This window comes from Desulfobacterales bacterium, from assembly GCA_034520365.1.
GTDB lineage: Bacteria > Desulfobacterota > Desulfobacteria > Desulfobacterales > Desulfosalsimonadaceae > M55B175.
In genome coordinates, this window is record JAXHNP010000006.1 from 711,320 (window position 1) to 727,198 (window position 15,879).

Sequence of the window (15,879 nt, forward strand, 5' to 3'; positions counted from 1 at the left end):
ATCGCTTTATATGAAGCAATCAGCAAATGATTAAGAGCGGTGAGAGCAAATGAAACTAATCGTCCAGATTCCCTGTTTTAATGAGGAAAAGACGCTGCCGCAGACGGTGAGGGATATCCCGCGCAATATCGAGGGGATTGATTCGGTAGAGATTCTGATTATCGATGACGGCAGCACGGACCGGACCGTGACGGTTGCCAGGGAGCTGGGGGTTGACCACATCGTTCAGAACTGCGGCAACAAGGGATTGGCCATGACTTTTACGAATGGTCTGAATGCCTGCCTGACGCTGGGGGCGGATATCATCGTTAATACGGATGGCGACAATCAGTACCAGGGGGCGGGTATCGCCAGGCTGGTGCAGCCGGTGTTAAGGGGTGAGGCCGATATTGTGGTGGGCGACCGCAAGACAGACAGTATTGAGCATTTCGGATTTGTCAAAAAAAAGCTTCAGAAAATCGGCAGCATGGTGGTGCGGCTGCTTTCCGGAACCACGGTGCCGGATGCGGTCAGCGGGTTCCGGGCGTTTTCAAGGGATGCGGCCATGCAGATAAACGTGGTCTCCGCCTATTCCTATACGGTGGAGACCATTATCCAGGCGGGCAACAAGAAGCTGCGCATTGCCAGTGTACCGGTGGGCACCAATCCCAAAACCCGGGACTCCCGGCTGATGAAAAGCATCCCCCGCTTTATTGCCCAGCAGATTTCCACCATGGTCCGGATGTATACCATGTTCAAGCCGCTGCGGACCTTTTTTATTATCGGCATGATCTGTATTATTGGCGCGCTGATTCCATCCGTGCGGTTTTTGATTTATTACCTGGCCGGTGAGGGCGGCGGGCATATTCAGTCCCTGATTCTTGCGGCCATTCTGTTTCTGGTCGGCTTTCAGGTGATTATCGTCGGGCTTCTGGGGGATGTGATTTCATTTAACCGCAAACTGATTGAAGAGATACTTTTGCGGATACGGCGCATGGAGATGGATGAGTAGGGTGTCAAACCTTGAATTGTGAATTAAAAAGAAAAAGTTCACAGTTCAGGGTTCACAGTTCACAGTTCACGGTTCGTAAATAAAAAATCCCAAATTACAAAATACAAATTACAAACAAGGACCAAGGGATTAAGCACCAAATTACAAATCCCAAATTACAAACAAATAACAAATTTCAATGACCAAAATTTCAAACAAGGACAAGCTCGGCTGAAGGGGGGTGTTTGATATTTGGTGCTTGGGATTTGGAATTTATTTCAATTACGCGGCCTTTAAAATCCTTTAGTGATTGCCCTCCACTAAGGCTTTAATAAAGCAGCTGAAGTCAGAGCTGGGATCGCTGTCGAGCTCTTCTTCGGGTTCCTGTTCCGTCCTGAAGGCAAAGGTATAGGTTTTCTGCTGGTTCTCTTCCTCAGCTGTGTCATCCGGATTCTTTGTATAATAGGCGATGGATGCGGTATAAACTTTATTGTAGGGCAGTGGGGTTTCATCATCGATTCGTTCAAAAATCGCCGTGGGCCGGAATCCCACATTGTTGTACCGGGTAAAATCCAAAAATGAAAATCCGTCCACAATTTCAGCATCTTTTCCTGTGCCTGTTTTAAGCTGAAATTCATCAATCTGCACCTGATCGGTATCAATGTCCGGGGAAAAATTGACTTTGACCTGTTTGAGGTCCCGTTTAACGTCGGTGCTTTGGTTCATGGGCTCGGTTGAGATAATCGCCGGAATTGAGATGTCACCGGCAAGCCCGGTTCTGGCCGCATTTCTCTGAAACATGGGCCAATCGCTGGCCGCCGGCGCCATGCCGCCGGGATTGACCGCGTACAGGCATTTGTCCCGCGAGCCGAAATATATCGTGCCGTCCGCATCAATCACCGGTGAGGAGTAAACAATGTCATCACCGGTGCGAAACACCCAGTTTTTTGCATCCTCGTCCTCATCCTGCTCCGGATCTAAAGCGAGAAAAATCTCCTTTTTGCTGCCCACGTAGATAACACCATTGGAGCCGACTGCCGGGGAGGAGTTGATATCCGCATAGGGCGGCCCGGGTCTTACTGACCAATTTATGCCTCCATTTGGATTAAATGCCATAAATACCCCATCCCACGTGCCTACATAAATGATGCCGTCCGGTCCGATGGCGGCTGATGAATAAAATCCTGTCCCGTCAGTGAATGACCAGTTTTTGGTGCCGTCCGGATTAAGGCAGTAGAATTTAAAATTGTATTCCTCGGCATCTTCTATCCGGCATTCGCCCACATATATGCGGCCGTTTTTGCCGATTGCAGGGGAGGCATACACTTCGGCGTCTGTGGGAAACGCCCATTTCAAATCGCCATTGTCTGCCGCCAAGGCATAAACATGGCGGTTTGTGGAGCCGAAGTAAACGACATGTTCAAGCCCGTCGTGGCCGATGGACGGGGTTGAGACGATTTTTCCGCCGGCATCGAATTTCCATTTAAGGGTGCCGCTGGCATTGAATGCATACAGGCTGCCGTCGCTTGCGCCGATATAGATGACGCGGCCGTCAGGTCCGATGGCCGGGGAAGAGAAAATATAATCTCCAATGTTAAAGGACCATTTTAGATCCCCGTTCGGCTTGATGGCATAAAAGCGGTTGTCCAGGGAGCCGACATAGATTGTCCTGTTGGGACCGACCGCCGGAGAGGACTGGATTTTATCGCCGGTTTTAAACCGCCAGATTTCCTCGCCGGTCTCCGGGTCAACGGCATAAAGATTTCCGTCATCCGAGCCCACATAAATCGTGCCTTCCGGCCCGATCGCGGGCGAGGAATCTATTTCATCGCCGGTTTGAAATTTCCATTTGGCCACGATAATGCTGGCCGGATCGGATTCTGTGGTTGTGCCGATCTCTTTTTTCAACACCGTGGCGGTGGGCCTGAAAAACCCAGGGCCGTAAGTATGGGTGAAGGTATGGCTGTATTCGTTGGTTTCAACTCTTTCTTCTTCGCTGCCGTCGCCAAAGTCGATGACATATTCTTCAGGCGTGCTGGTTGAGCGGTCCACGCGAACCGTGAGTTTAACTTCCAGGGGGGCTACACCGGATCCGGGATCAGGCGATACCTGGATGGTTCTGGAGGCGAGCACCGGGGCGGCGGTGAAGCTGAGTATTGCCAGAAAGAAAACGGTTATCAGCAGGGGGCGCGACGGCGGCTGGATTTTAAGAGAAATAATCATATCAAAGCCTTGTGATGGTAAAATTTTTTTAACGCGGTAAACCCCACGTTTCGCACGATTGGTCGGCACGGTGGCCGACCCTACAATAGGGCAGGCGCGGCGGCAGACCCTTCACATGGGCGGTCGGCACGGTGGCCGACCCTACAGCAGGGCAGGCGCGGCGGCAGACCCTTCTGTAGGGCAGGCCACCGTGCCTGCCTGAAAAATAGAACAAATTTACCGTGTGGGGGAACACATAACCGCTGAAAACGCTTTTTCTGCAATTCTGATTTGTTATGTCATTGGATGGTCTTTTTGTCAAGTTTTTAGGGGGGGGGGCGGGTGTCAAACCTTGAATTGTGAATAAAAAGGTTTAGGGTCCACGGTCCATCGAAGTTCCGAATTATATCACGTTTCACGTGGCGCTTCCTCGCCCTTCGGTTCCACAAGAAGTTTTATACCCTGTAAAATTTCAAGAAAGCGATTTTTTGATAAGCCCCCGATTTTTTCATGCAGGTCGCCTTTGTTTACGGTAAAAAGCTGAGAAATATTGACCACGCTTTTTTTCGGTAAATTGGCTTCGCCTTTTTTTAAAAGCACATTGCCGGGCGCATCGGCCCTTTTTAGATTGGATGTCAAAGCGCAAACCACGACAGTATTGATTCTGCTTTGGTTGAAAAGGTCGTTTTGAATGACGACATGGGGATGCCGATATCCCGGTTCAGAACCGTTTGGGGGGCTAAGCTCGACCCAGAATATGTCCCCCTGGCAAATTACCATTGATCTTTTACGATTTTATAATGTTTTGGACGCATTTCCGAAACGATCGGTTCAGATTCCGGAAGGTCGTCATAGGCATTGTTTATGCGTTCTAAAAGCTCGGCGTTTTTGTGGCGCTGGATAAATTCCCTGGCAGCCATTGAATACAACCGGCTTCTCGATATTTTTAAATTTTTTGCAAGCATATCCATCTGCTCAAAAACAGGTTTTTCAATTGATATGGCCGTCTTAATATTTGGCATTTCAATTGCCCTTCCTTATGATACTCAATGTGTTAAAATACGCTGATTTTTTTCAGCGCCTTGATCGTGATCGTGGTATTGTATGCATTAAAGTATAACCGTAAGTATGAATTTTGTCAAGGCCGGGTATCAAACCTTGAATATTAAATTGCGGAACAGCGCCCCGGCTGGTATGATAATTCCGGAAGGTCGTGCCGGTATTGCCTGATGTCGTTAATTTGAGCTTTTTCCCCCTCATTTTGGCCTTCTCGCAGAGGGAAAAGGAAGTAAGCGGATGTTTGAGTTTGCCGCAGATATGCGAAGGAAGTTGATTTAACAATGAGCCACGACGCGCTAATTAAAAAGATAGATGAATATTTCCGAAGCCGGCCGGAAGTGGCTGCCGCGTATCTGTTCGGCTCTTATGCGGCTGATACCCAAAAGCCGGAAAGCGATGCGGATATCGGCATACTTTTTTATCATGAACTGGCAGAGCGATTTTCTGACTATGAGGATTTGAATGAATTTATTAAGCAGGTTTTTAGGCACTTGGGGATGGATGCTTTATGAAGGGAAAAGAGATAGTGCTGGGTGTTGCCGGCGGGATTGCGGCATATAAGAGTGTTGAGGTGCTGCGATTGCTGCAGAAGGCCGGCGCGGACGTGCGGGTGATTATGACCCGGAATGCCGAGTGGTTTTTGGGGCGGATGACGTTTGAGGCGATTTCCGGGCATTCGGTGTTTGTCGAGATGTTCGGCGAGCAGTCGGACCCGCATATGCGCCATATTTCCTGGGCGGAAACCGCGGATGCGGTGGTGATCGCTCCGGCCACCGCGGATATCATCGGAAAGCTGGCCAACGGGATAGCCGACGATGCCTTAAGCACCTTCATGATGGCGGTCACGGCGCCAAAGCTCGTCTGCCCGTCCATGAATACCAACATGTATGAGAGTGCGGCGGTGCAGCGCAATTTAAAGATATTGCAGAATGACGGCTATATCGTTGTGGCGCCTGGCGCCGGGGAGCTGGCCTGCGGCGCGGTGGGCGCGGGCCGGCTGCCGGATCCGGAGCAGATTGCGGAGAGTGTCAATAACTGCCTGTTGCCAAAGGATTTCAATGGGAAGCGCGTCGTGGTAACCGCCGGGCCGACGCGGGAGCCGATGGATCCGGTGCGGTTTGTGAGCAATCCGTCCTCCGGCAAGATGGGCTATGCCGTGGCCCGGGCGGCGGCAGCCAGGGGCGCGGAGGTGGTGCTGGTGGCCGGGCCCACGAGCCTGCCTGATCCCTATGGGGTAAAGGTTGTGCGCGTTGATACGGCGTCAGAAATGGCCGAAGCGGTTTTTGCTGAAATGGATGCGGCGGATGCGGTCATCAAGGTGGCTGCGGTGTCGGATTACCGGCCGGTTGAGGTGGCCGGCCAGAAAATGAAAAAACAGGCGGATGAGCTTGTGGTGAAGATGGCCAAAACCGAGGATATTCTGGAAACGCTCGGCAAAAGAAAGAAAAATCAAGTACTTGTAGGCTTTGCCGCTGAAACCGAGGATCTTGAGAAGAATGCTTTGGATAAGCTTAAGCGCAAAAACCTGGATATGATTGTGGGCAACCTGATCGGCGCACCGGACTCGGGATTTGAGGCGGATACCAACAAGATGAAGCTTTTTTTCAAGGACGGCCACGTAGAAGACCTACCCATGTTGGACAAGGATGAGGCGGCGCACGCGCTGCTGGATCGGGTTCTTAGTCTTTGATTTCGCTTTAATCGTAAGAATGCGGCTTGAAAGAGGGTTGAGGGGTAGGGGGCTAGGGTGTAAGTAAGGGGTAGGGTGTAGGGTTTAAGGTGTAGGGTGTAGGGTGTGGGGTTTAAGGTGTAAGGAAAAATTTAAAGATATTTATAATTATTCCAAAATCTTTCGGATACGTCATTCCGAGGAACGACAGTGACGAGGAATCTTGTTTTAAGATTTCTCGCTGCCGCTCGAAATGCCAGTGGGGAGGGCGTTTGCGCGCCTTTTTGAATTGCGTTCTGTAGAAAATGGATTTGGCTCTATATCGTTTGCAGCAGGCGGATGAGTCTTTAAAAAGATTGTTTGAGGAGCATTAAATGAAATTCCGAATTACCGAAGAAATTTGGAGAGAAGGGAATATGTATGTTTCCTATTGCCCTGAGTTGGATATCGCTTCCTGCGGCGAAGACGTAGAAGAGGCAAAAAAAAATTTAAAAGAAGCCATACTCATCAATATCGAAGAAACACGCAGTATGGGGACTTTTAAGGAGTTTCTTGAAGAATGTGGCTTGGAAGAGACCGAAAGTGAAGTTTATGGCATGCGAAAAGAATTAGTTGGATTTACACCAATCGAAATAGCTGTTTCATGAAGATCAAGCCGATCCATTATCAAACTCTTGTAAAGGTATTTGAAAAAGTTGGCTGTACATATTCCAGGACACGTGGAGATCATCTGGTATTTCATTATCCGGGTGCTATTCGACCAGTGGTAATTCCCATGTATAAAGAGGTTCCAGCATTCGTAATTAAAAATAATATGCGGATCGTTGGCATGAGCCGCGAAGAATATTTTGACATTTTGGCTCAAATTTAAGACCGAGGATTGTTTCTTGGCGTGACATTTGAGTTTAATGATAAGGAGCATTTAATATTTCATCCATCAGTTTTATAAGGATTGGCATGTATAAATTTGCTTTGCTCGGGGCGGCCGGTTTTGTCGCGCCGCGCCACATGAAGGCGATTAAGGATACGGGAAATGAACTGGTTGCGGCATTAGACCCCAATGACAGCGTGGGCGTAATTGACAGCTATTTTCCGGAAAGCGCGTTTTTTGTTGAGTTTGAGCGGCTGGACCGGCATGTGGACAAACTGCGGCGAAAGGGCGAAAAGATCGATTATGTGTCCATATGCTCACCCAATTACCTGCATGATGCCCAGATCCGGTTTGCCCTGCGAAGCGATGCCCATGCCATCTGCGAAAAGCCCTTGGTGTTAAATCCCTGGAACATCGACGGTTTGGAGGAGATGGAGCAGGAGAGCGGCAAGCATATCTACAATATCCTGCAGCTGCGGCTTCATCCGGCGATCATAGAGTTAAAGGAAAAGGTGGCCAGGGCTGGCAAGGACACCAAATATGATGTGGATCTTTCCTATATCACCAGCCGGGGCCGCTGGTATTTTATCTCCTGGAAGGGGGATGTGCATAAATCCGGCGGGATTGCGACAAATATCGGGATTCATTTCTTTGATATGCTGATCTGGATTTTCGGGCCGGTCCAGAACAATACGGTTAATATCCTGGAAGCGGACAAGGCGGCCGGCTGTCTTGAGCTTGAAAACGCCCGGGTGCGTTGGTTTTTGAGCGTGGATGCGAAAACACTCCCGGCCGAGGTTTCGGAAAAAGGGCAGCGCACGTTCCGCTCGATTACGGTAAACAGCGAGGAGCTCGAGTTCAGCGGCGGGTTCACGGATCTTCATACGGCCAGCTACCAGCATATTCTGGACGGCGAGGGGTTCGGTGCGAGTGAAGCGCGGCCCAGTATTGAGACTGTCTATACGATCCGCAATGCCGCGCCGGTGGGGCTAAAAGGCGAGTATCATCCGTTTTTGAAACGGTTGGGGATTTAGGTTTAAGTGAGTTTGACTAAATTTTTTGGTCGTAATTGAGAGACGCGAGGCCGTCTTGTCAATTGTCATATGTCAGTTTGTAAGGCTTTAAGTGTCAATTATCAGTTGTAACGGGAGGTGACGGTTCCATCGCCGTAGGCTGCACTTGATTTTGGTGGATAAACAGCATAACCACCCCCAGGTTGCGCCACTGGGTTTCGGGCTATCCTTCCTCACGGAAGCTTCGCTCTTGCCTCCCTGTCTCTCAGCTCATATTTTTCTAATTTTATTTGATGCGCAGTCAAAATTATTCCACGAAATCCTTTTTACTCAATTCTGTATCACTCATCTTCACGGTAAATTTGTTCTATCTATTTTTCAGGCGGGCACGGTGGCCCGCCCTACGCGACAATGCCGACATTTTGTAGGGTCGGCCACCGTGCCGACCTTACATGCGAGAGACCCCATGGTTATGGGGTTGTTCGCCAGAACAAATTCACCGTATCACTCATCTTTGTATTTGACTGTATTCATATGATTTGCCCGATGAATACTTGTAATAAGCTTTCGCAGCACATTTAGTTTATTCTGATACAGATCATAATTTTTTTTGAAAGAATGCCGGGGCTCATGCACAATATCCCGTTCTTCTTTGTGTATTATTTGTTTGAAGGCGGACTCTGCAACTCGCTGTTTGAGTGCGCTTAAATCATCAAGCAGGTTTTTGCGCAGTTCCAGCGCCTCGGCCAGACTGACTTTTTCGCCCTGGTAATCAATCTGGGATTCAAAATTCGAGATCTGGATTGCCTGATTTAGTTTTACCCGTTTTGTCTGAAGTTTTTTAAGTTTTTCCTCAATAGCATCGGGATCAAATTCTGCGGCGGCTTCTTTGACTTCTTCTCTGGTTTTAGAAAAAAGCCGGTCGCGTTGAGCCTCCTTTTCACCAAGAACATGCTCAAGCGTTTTAATGTGCCGGTCATATTCATTCCGCAACTCGATTGCTTCAAAGACGTATAAGTTATTCTTTTCATCAGGCATAATGCTTTTCCTCGAAAAGAGTTTGAGTTGGGGGTCTTGTTGAAATATAGGTTAACATATGGTTTTTAATTTACTTTGGCCTCGGTCATTGGCATACTCTTTTGTATATATGCTGCAGGAGAGCTTGTCAAGCCATAGGCACCAAAGATGCCGGTTATGCAGCCATGCAAGGTGTGAAGGATGGATAAAGATGAAAAAGCGACTCCGTAAGAAAAAGCATTTTGGTGAGTTTACCGAATGGGGGCGGCAGTTAGTGATTAATCGGAATCATAAAGATGGATTCGATGAATTCCTTGACGCTTTCCTTGAAGAGGCAATTGACGCTAATGGATGCTGCTGCGGCGGAGGCGGAAAGGATGATAGACTGAGTGTGGTAGTTGAGTTGGGACGCCGCTCAGACAGTCCTGACGCCAAATTGGAAAAGATTGTTGCATGGCTTGAGGCTCGAATTGATGTACAGGATTGGATGATCGGCGAAGAGTTTGATATTTGGCATGGGGATTTCCGGGATATAGAGGAGGGGGAAGAACAGCAGGATTTGAAGTAAGGCACTGAGGTACTGAGGCAATAAGGTACTGAGGATCTGAGGCACTAAGGCACTAAGGCACTAAGGCACTGAGGCACTAAGGTACTGATGCGCGTTTTTCAAACTGTAAACCGTGAGCTGTGCCGCACCCCCCTTGAAAAAGGGCACACTACCTTAGCCCCCCTTTGAAAAAGGTTGGATTGGGGGGATTTATAACGTGCCATGATGAAAAATCCCCCTAAATCCCCCTTTACGAAAGGGGGACTTAAAGGAAAGCATCTTTTTTATTGCCAAAGGGGAACTTAAAGGAAAACACCTTTTGTCTAAAAGCCTTTTTCCAAAGCCAAAGGCACCGAGACTTTTTAAACCTTAAACCGTGAACTGTGAACCGTGAACTCAAAGTTACTTAGAATAAGTTCAATATCTTTGTTGCGCTGCATCCCTCGGAATTGACGAATGACTTATTTTGTGCATGAATCCAGTTATGTGGATGATGATGTAAGAATCGGGGCCGACACCCGGATCTGGCATTTCTGCCATATCCTGTCCGGCAGCCGGATCGGCGAGGAGTGCAATATCGGCCAGAATGTGGTGCTCGGCCCGGATGTGAGCATCGGCAGCCGGTGCAAAATTCAGAACAATGTGTCGGTGTATAAAGGGGTAACCCTGGAGGATGGCGTTTTCTGCGGGCCGTCGATGGTTTTTACCAATGTCTTTAATCCCAGGTCCCATTTGCGGCGGATGGATGAAATCCGGGAGACGCTTGTTAAAACCGGGGCCACATTGGGCGCCAACTGCACCATTGTCTGCGGCCATACGATTGGCGCCTATTCATTTGTGGGGGCAGGGGCTGTGGTGACCCGGGATGTCCCGGATTATGCTTTGATCGCCGGCAATCCGGCCCGGCAGATCGGCTGGGTGTGCCAATGCGGGGAGAAGCTGCCGGCGGATTTGTTTTGTAAATTTTGTGAGGTTCAATATCAGGAGGCGGATGGCGGGTTGGCGGTTTCTTAACCCCCACCCAATCCCTCCCCCAAAATTGGGAGAGGGGTGAGAGAGACAAGTGGAGAGCTTAAGTTAATGACATTGAAGCCTATGTCCGCCGGTTATTTACACCTCAATTTAAGTACAGAAGCGACTCAAAGCATGAATAAATCATCTGAAGACATGCATTCCATTACATCAAAGCTTCAAAATTACCTGGAGTTTATTTCAAATCTTGGGTTCAAGGGCGCTGACTGCTCGGAGCCGGCACTGGAGATGATTAAATCCTGGGGGCACCCCCCGCTGCCGGTAAATGAATCCCTGGCTGATATTGAGAATGAATTAACTAAGTGCCGCAAATGCCGCCTGGCTGATCACGGGCCTCCCGGGGTTATGGGCGCTGGCAGCCCGGGCGTGCGGGTGATGTTTGTCGGCGGCTGGCCAGAGCCGGAGGACGAATCATCCGGCAAGCCCTACAGCGGAAAAGCCGGTGAGCTGCTTGGGCGGATTATTCAGGCAATGGATTTAACCCGTGCAGATGTCTATATCACGCATGCGCTAAAGTGCCGGCCGCCGCAGAACTATCAGCCGAAAACCGGGGAGATTAAAACTTGCTGCGGCTTTGCCAGGCGGGAAATCCATGTAGTAAAGCCGAATGTGATTTTTGCGCTGGGCGAAGCTGCCGCCTATGCGCTGCTTGAAGAGGAGTCCGCATGGGAGAAGCTTCGCGGCAGATTCCATTATTATCATGATATCCCGGTGATGCCCACTTTTTCGCCGGAACATCTGCTTGCCGATCCTTCGGCCAAGCGAGAAACATGGGATAATATCAAGCAGGTGCTAAAGAAAATTAAAGAACTTTAGATGGCGCTTATAGACATCTTTTACGGCAGGCGCAATTCCCTGGCAAATGCTTGAATAATTGAAAAGTCATTGACAAAACAAAAAACCCTGTATTAAAAATATAAAGTTAAATTATTCAGTTATTGAGCGGGGGTTGCTGGCCTCCGCTTTGTATTTTTTAATGGCTTCGTAAAAAGCCCAATATCTGCGTTGCGCTTCATCTCTCGTCATTCAGCGTACTTCTTTGTACGCTTCATTCCTCGAGACTCGCGGCGCCTTGATCTTGACCTTTTTACTTTGCCATTCACATTAGATTAATCAATACCATCATTTATAAGGAGGGGACGTAAGAAATGGGCAACAAAGAAAAACAGGTAAAGGAGAAACCCCTTGAGAAAATGACCGCTACGGAACTTCGGGCGATCGCGATTGATATGCCGGAGATTACCGGGGCCAGCGGCATGAACAAGACCGAGCTGGTAAAGGCCATCAAGAAGGTCAGGGGGGTCGAGGATTCCGCCAAAAAGAAGGACGCAAAGGTTTCGGTCCGCCAGTTAAAGGAGAAAATCCGGGATCTGAAGAAAAAACGGGCCGAGAGCCTTGAGTCAGATGATAAAAAATGGGCGGATATCTATCGGCGCCGGATCAGCCGGCTGAAGAAAAAAACCCGGCAGGTGGCCTAATCCCGGGCGCATAGTTTATGAAAAATTCGTTTAAGCTCCCCCCGTCGGAGCTGGCCTTTGATATTGACGGCGTGTTTGCCGATACCATGCGCCTTTTCCTGGATATCGCCTACCATGACTTCGGTATCAACGATATCCGCTATGAGGATATCATTGATTATGATTTCCGGGCGATCGGGAGCCTGGATGAAATGGTATCCATGGAGATTTTGGTTAAAATTGTTGAGGGGACATACACCCTGCCGTTAAATCCCATGGCCGGGGCGCCGGCGGTGATCGAGAAATTAAACCGGCACCACCGGCCCACGCTTTTTGTGACGGCGCGCCCGGACGGCGGGCATATTACCGAATGGCTGCTTGAGGTGCTGCCGGTGGGCTCGGGCGATATTGAGGTGATTGCCACCGGCTCCTTTGAGGACAAGCAAGAGGTGCTTCAGCAGCGGGGGGTTAAGTATTTTGTGGAGGATCGGCTGGAAACCTGTTTTTTAATTCAGGAAGCGGGTATTGCCCCGATTGTGTACAAGCAGCCATGGAACCGCAAGCCGCATCCGTTTTATGAGGTTGAAAACTGGCAGGATATTGAAGCATTGATCGCTTTGGAATGAAAGATCACGCATTAAATCTTCTGGTCGAGCAGTTCATTGACTTTCTTTCCCTTGAGAAAGGCTATGCGGCCAATACCTGCCGGGCGTATTCCCGGGACCTTGAAGATTTCCTGCAGTATTTCATGAACAACCGGGCTCTGCCGATGACCATTGAGGGTGACAGCCGGGAGACGGACGCAGCGGATCTTGATGCCGTGAGCAGCCTGGTGATCCGCGGCTATCTGGGCCATCTGCACAAACAAAAGATACAGAAGACCTCGATTGCGCGTAAAATTTCCTCGATCCGCACGTTTTTCAAATTTCTGGAAAAGCACGGGGTGATTACGAAAAATCCCGCGGAATCGGTTTTAACGCCAAAGCAGGATAAACCGGTCCCCGCATATCTGACCGTGGATCAAGTGTTTCGGCTGCTTGATTCCATTGATACAAAGACCCTTTCCGGCAAACGAAACCGCGCGCTTCTGGAAACCATGTATTCAGCCGGCATCCGGGTGTCCGAGCTTGTGGGTCTGGATGTGGCGGATGTGGATTTTTCCGGAAAATCGATCCGGGTGCTGGGAAAAGGCAATAAAGAGCGGCTGGTGCCCATAGGGCAGCCGGCATTGGCGGCCATTCAGGACTATCGGGAGGCGCTTTGCCGCCAGAAAAAATTGACAAACGCAAATCAGGGCCCATTGTTTTTAAATAAGAATATGGGGCGGCTGACCACACGCTCCGTTGCGCGGATATTAAGCAAGGCAGCCCTTGAGGCGGGGCTTTCCGTGCCGGTGGCGCCGCATGATCTGCGGCATTCATTTGCTACGCACATGCTGGATGCGGGCCTGGATCTAAGGATGGTGCAGGAGCTTCTGGGCCATCAGCAGCTGTCCACCACCCAGAAATATACGCACGTTAGCATTGACCGCCTGATGGCGGCCTATGATAGCGCGCATCCGAGGAAGTGAGGGGAGAAGGCACTGAGGCACTAAGGGGTGGAGGGGCTAAACCATATTGAAATCTCAAATCACAAATAACAAATTACAAACAAGCACCAAATTACAAATTACAAATTACAAACAATGGCTAAACAGAGTTAAGCACCAAATCACAAAACAAACATGCCAATGGCAAAAGTCCGCTTAATTGGTTTTGTTTGAAAATTGGTGCTTGGAATTTGAAATTTGTTTGATATTTGGGGTTTGTAATTTGGAATTTATAGAAATCTGGATGTGATATGCCAATAAAAAGTACAACCATACTCGCGGTTCGGCATAACGGCAATGTTGCGGTGGCCGGGGACGGCCAGGTGACACTGGATACGTCGGTCGTTAAACACCATGCCAAAAAAGTCCGGCGCATCTACAATGACCGGATTGTCGTGGGTTTTGCCGGCGCCACGGCGGATGCCCTGACGCTGTCTGAGAAACTCGAGGGCAAGCTGGAGCGGTATAACGGCAACCTGATCCGGGCGGCTGTGGAGCTGGCACGCGACTGGCGGACGGATAAGTATCTGCGGAGGCTTGAGGCCATGATGATTGCCGTGGATGCGGAGCAGATGCTTTTAATCTCCGGCACCGGCGATGTCATCGAGCCGGATGAAGGGGTGATCGCCATCGGCTCGGGCGGCGTGGCCGCCCATTCCGCTGCGGTGGCTCTGATGAAGTACGGGAATATGGAAAACGCCACTGCCCGGGATATTGTGGAAGCGGCCATGAAAATTGCGGGTGATGTGTGCATTTATACCAATGCGGCAGTGACGGTTGAGGAGCTTTGAGGAAATCCCAAAAGGATTTCCAAGGGGGCTGATCTGATCATTCGGTATGATTGGTGGAGCGCAGGCGGAAAGACAATTGACTTGAAGTGTTTTTTTATAAAAAGATCATCTCCTTTAAGTCCTCCTTTGGAAAAGGGTGGGAGTTAAGATTTCTCGCTGGCACTCGAAATGACAGTGGCGAGGGGCGCTGTATGAGCCCATAATTTTTTTTGAGTTAAATGAATATATCATTTTTTGAAAGTGAATTTTTTATATGAGTGACTTAAAACCAACTGAAATTGTAAGAGAACTTGACAAATACATCATCGGCCAGGAAAACGGCAAGCGGTCCGTGGCCATTGCGCTCAGAAACCGCTGGCGGCGGCGCCAGGTGGATCCGGAGCTGCGCGAGGAGATTGCGCCGAAAAATATCATCATGATCGGCCCCACGGGCGTGGGTAAAACCGAAATCGCCCGGCGGCTGGCCCGGCTGACGGACTCCCCGTTTATCAAGGTGGAGGCCTCCAAGTTCACCGAGGTGGGCTACGTGGGCCGGGATGTGGAATCCATGGTGCGGGATCTGCTTGAGCTGACCATTAACCACTTAAAAGCCCGCGAGCAGGAGGCGGTCCAGGAAAAGGCCCGGGAGATCGCCGAAGAGCGGATGCTCGATCTGCTGCTGCCCTCCTCGGGCGAGCGGCAATCCAGTCAGTCCCAGCAGACCAGTGATCAAACCGGGGATGAGGCCATAGAGATCGGTGCGGCAGAGGAGTCCAGGCCAACGGAACCATCTCAGACCACGCGGGATAAATTCCGTAAGATGTTGCGTGATGGCAAGCTGGATGACCGCTACGTGGACATGGAGGTCCAGGATAAGTCCATGCCCATGGTGGAGATCTTCTCCAACGCCGGCATGGAGGAGATGGGGATCAATATGCGCGATATCCTGGGCAACTTTATGCCCAAGGGCGGCGGCAAGAAGCGCAAAGTCAAGGTCTCCGATGCCATGGAGCTGCTTGTCCAGGAAGAGGCCCAGCGGCTGGTGGATATGGAAAAGGTGGTCTCCGAGGCCATTGAAAAGGTGGAACAGTCCGGAATTATTTTTTTGGATGAAATCGATAAAGTGACCGGTAAAGAAGGCGGCGGCGGCGGCAGCGGGCCGGATATATCCCGGGAAGGCGTGCAGCGCGATCTTCTGCCGATTGTTGAGGGCACGACGGTTTCCACCAAGCACGGCCCGGTGAAAACGGATCATATCCTGTTTATCGCCTCGGGTGCATTTCACATGAGCAAGCCCTCGGATCTGATCCCGGAACTGCAGGGAAGGTTTCCGATCCGCGTGGAGCTTGATTCCCTGGGCCGAAAGGAATTCACCCGGATTCTGACCGAACCCAGAAATGCCCTGATCCTTCAGTATATCGCCATGTTAAAGACAGAGGGCATTAACGTGCGGTTTGAAGACGAATCCATTGACGGGATTGCCAAGTTTGCCGAGGATGTGAACAACCGCACGGAAAACATCGGGGCCCGGCGGCTGCACACCCTGATGGAGCATCTGCTGGAGGATCTTTTGTTTGAAGCCTCGGATATGGACGCTCAGGACGTGACCATCGACAAGGCCTATGTTGATGACAAGCTGAAGGATATTGCCGCGGATGAGGATTTGACGAGGTATATACTTTAG

The 15,879-nt window shown here is 50.0% G+C and carries 17 protein-coding genes; 13 read left to right on the top strand and 4 right to left on the bottom strand.

What is annotated here, in order from left to right:
- Positions 1-49: 49 nt before the first annotated feature.
- On the top strand, positions 50-991 hold the full coding sequence (locus U5L07_11225) for a glycosyltransferase family 2 protein (GenBank protein MDZ7832313.1): 942 nt from the start codon (positions 50-52) through the stop codon (positions 989-991).
- A gap of 282 nt (positions 992-1,273) precedes the next feature.
- Here the strand turns inward: U5L07_11225 and U5L07_11230 are convergent, their stop codons facing one another.
- From U5L07_11230 to U5L07_11240, 3 genes are all read right to left on the bottom strand, one after another.
- Complete coding sequence (locus U5L07_11230; protein MDZ7832314.1) at positions 1,274-3,193, bottom strand: PQQ-binding-like beta-propeller repeat protein; 1,920 nt, start codon at positions 3,191-3,193, stop codon at positions 1,274-1,276.
- A gap of 387 nt (positions 3,194-3,580) precedes the next feature.
- A complete protein-coding gene (locus U5L07_11235) occupies positions 3,581-3,952 on the bottom strand; it encodes a type II toxin-antitoxin system PemK/MazF family toxin (protein ID MDZ7832315.1) in 372 nt (123 codons plus the stop codon).
- A complete protein-coding gene (locus U5L07_11240) occupies positions 3,946-4,194 on the bottom strand; it encodes a CopG family transcriptional regulator (GenBank protein MDZ7832316.1) in 249 nt (82 codons plus the stop codon). Before U5L07_11240 ends, U5L07_11235 begins: the two co-directional genes overlap by 7 nt.
- 318 nt (positions 4,195-4,512) lie before the next feature.
- Between U5L07_11240 and U5L07_11245 the strand changes: the two genes are divergently transcribed.
- The 4 genes from U5L07_11245 (at position 4,513) to U5L07_11260 (ending at position 7,805) form a co-directional block, all read left to right on the top strand.
- Positions 4,513-4,743 carry a nucleotidyltransferase domain-containing protein gene (locus U5L07_11245; protein MDZ7832317.1) on the top strand — a complete coding sequence of 77 codons (231 nt, stop codon included), beginning with the start codon at positions 4,513-4,515 and terminating at the stop codon, positions 4,741-4,743.
- A complete protein-coding gene (coaBC, locus tag U5L07_11250) occupies positions 4,740-5,921 on the top strand; it encodes a bifunctional phosphopantothenoylcysteine decarboxylase/phosphopantothenate--cysteine ligase CoaBC (GenBank protein ID MDZ7832318.1) in 1,182 nt (393 codons plus the stop codon). The genes U5L07_11245 and coaBC overlap by 4 nt, the downstream gene beginning before the upstream one ends.
- 353 nt (positions 5,922-6,274) lie before the next feature.
- The gene (locus U5L07_11255) at positions 6,275-6,547 is read left to right on the top strand and encodes a type II toxin-antitoxin system HicB family antitoxin (protein ID MDZ7832319.1); all 273 of its coding nucleotides are present in this window, start codon (positions 6,275-6,277) and stop codon (positions 6,545-6,547) included.
- Between the two features lie 310 nt (positions 6,548-6,857).
- Positions 6,858-7,805: a Gfo/Idh/MocA family oxidoreductase gene (locus tag U5L07_11260; protein MDZ7832320.1), complete on the top strand. Its 948-nt coding sequence runs from the start codon at positions 6,858-6,860 to the stop codon at positions 7,803-7,805.
- A 483-nt stretch (positions 7,806-8,288) separates the two neighbouring features.
- Here the strand turns inward: U5L07_11260 and U5L07_11265 are convergent, their stop codons facing one another.
- Positions 8,289-8,822, bottom strand: a complete 534-nt coding sequence (locus U5L07_11265) for a hypothetical protein (protein ID MDZ7832321.1) — start codon at positions 8,820-8,822, stop codon at positions 8,289-8,291.
- Positions 8,823-9,012: 190 nt separating this feature from the next.
- Here U5L07_11265 and U5L07_11270 point away from each other — a divergent pair, with 190 nt between their 5' ends.
- From U5L07_11270 to hslU, 8 genes are all read left to right on the top strand, one after another.
- Positions 9,013-9,369, top strand: a complete 357-nt coding sequence (locus U5L07_11270) for a 50S ribosome-binding protein YggL (protein ID MDZ7832322.1) — start codon at positions 9,013-9,015, stop codon at positions 9,367-9,369.
- A 435-nt stretch (positions 9,370-9,804) separates the two neighbouring features.
- Positions 9,805-10,362 (top strand): acyltransferase, encoded by a 558-nt coding sequence (locus U5L07_11275; protein ID MDZ7832323.1) that lies wholly within the window; start codon positions 9,805-9,807, stop codon positions 10,360-10,362.
- 132 nt (positions 10,363-10,494) lie between these two features.
- Positions 10,495-11,196, top strand: coding sequence for a uracil-DNA glycosylase (locus tag U5L07_11280; GenBank protein ID MDZ7832324.1), 702 nt, complete (start codon positions 10,495-10,497; stop codon positions 11,194-11,196).
- Between the two features lie 332 nt (positions 11,197-11,528).
- The gene (locus U5L07_11285) at positions 11,529-11,858 is read left to right on the top strand and encodes a Rho termination factor N-terminal domain-containing protein (GenBank protein MDZ7832325.1); all 330 of its coding nucleotides are present in this window, start codon (positions 11,529-11,531) and stop codon (positions 11,856-11,858) included.
- A 17-nt stretch (positions 11,859-11,875) separates the two neighbouring features.
- Positions 11,876-12,463, top strand: coding sequence for a haloacid dehalogenase (locus U5L07_11290; protein MDZ7832326.1), 588 nt, complete (start codon positions 11,876-11,878; stop codon positions 12,461-12,463).
- Positions 12,460-13,407, top strand: a complete 948-nt coding sequence (gene xerA / locus U5L07_11295; protein ID MDZ7832327.1) for a site-specific tyrosine recombinase/integron integrase — start codon at positions 12,460-12,462, stop codon at positions 13,405-13,407. The genes U5L07_11290 and xerA overlap by 4 nt, the downstream gene beginning before the upstream one ends.
- 269 nt (positions 13,408-13,676) lie before the next feature.
- Positions 13,677-14,216: an ATP-dependent protease subunit HslV gene (hslV, locus tag U5L07_11300; protein ID MDZ7832328.1), complete on the top strand. Its 540-nt coding sequence runs from the start codon at positions 13,677-13,679 to the stop codon at positions 14,214-14,216.
- Between the two features lie 253 nt (positions 14,217-14,469).
- On the top strand, positions 14,470-15,879 hold the full coding sequence (gene hslU / locus U5L07_11305) for an ATP-dependent protease ATPase subunit HslU (protein MDZ7832329.1): 1,410 nt from the start codon (positions 14,470-14,472) through the stop codon (positions 15,877-15,879).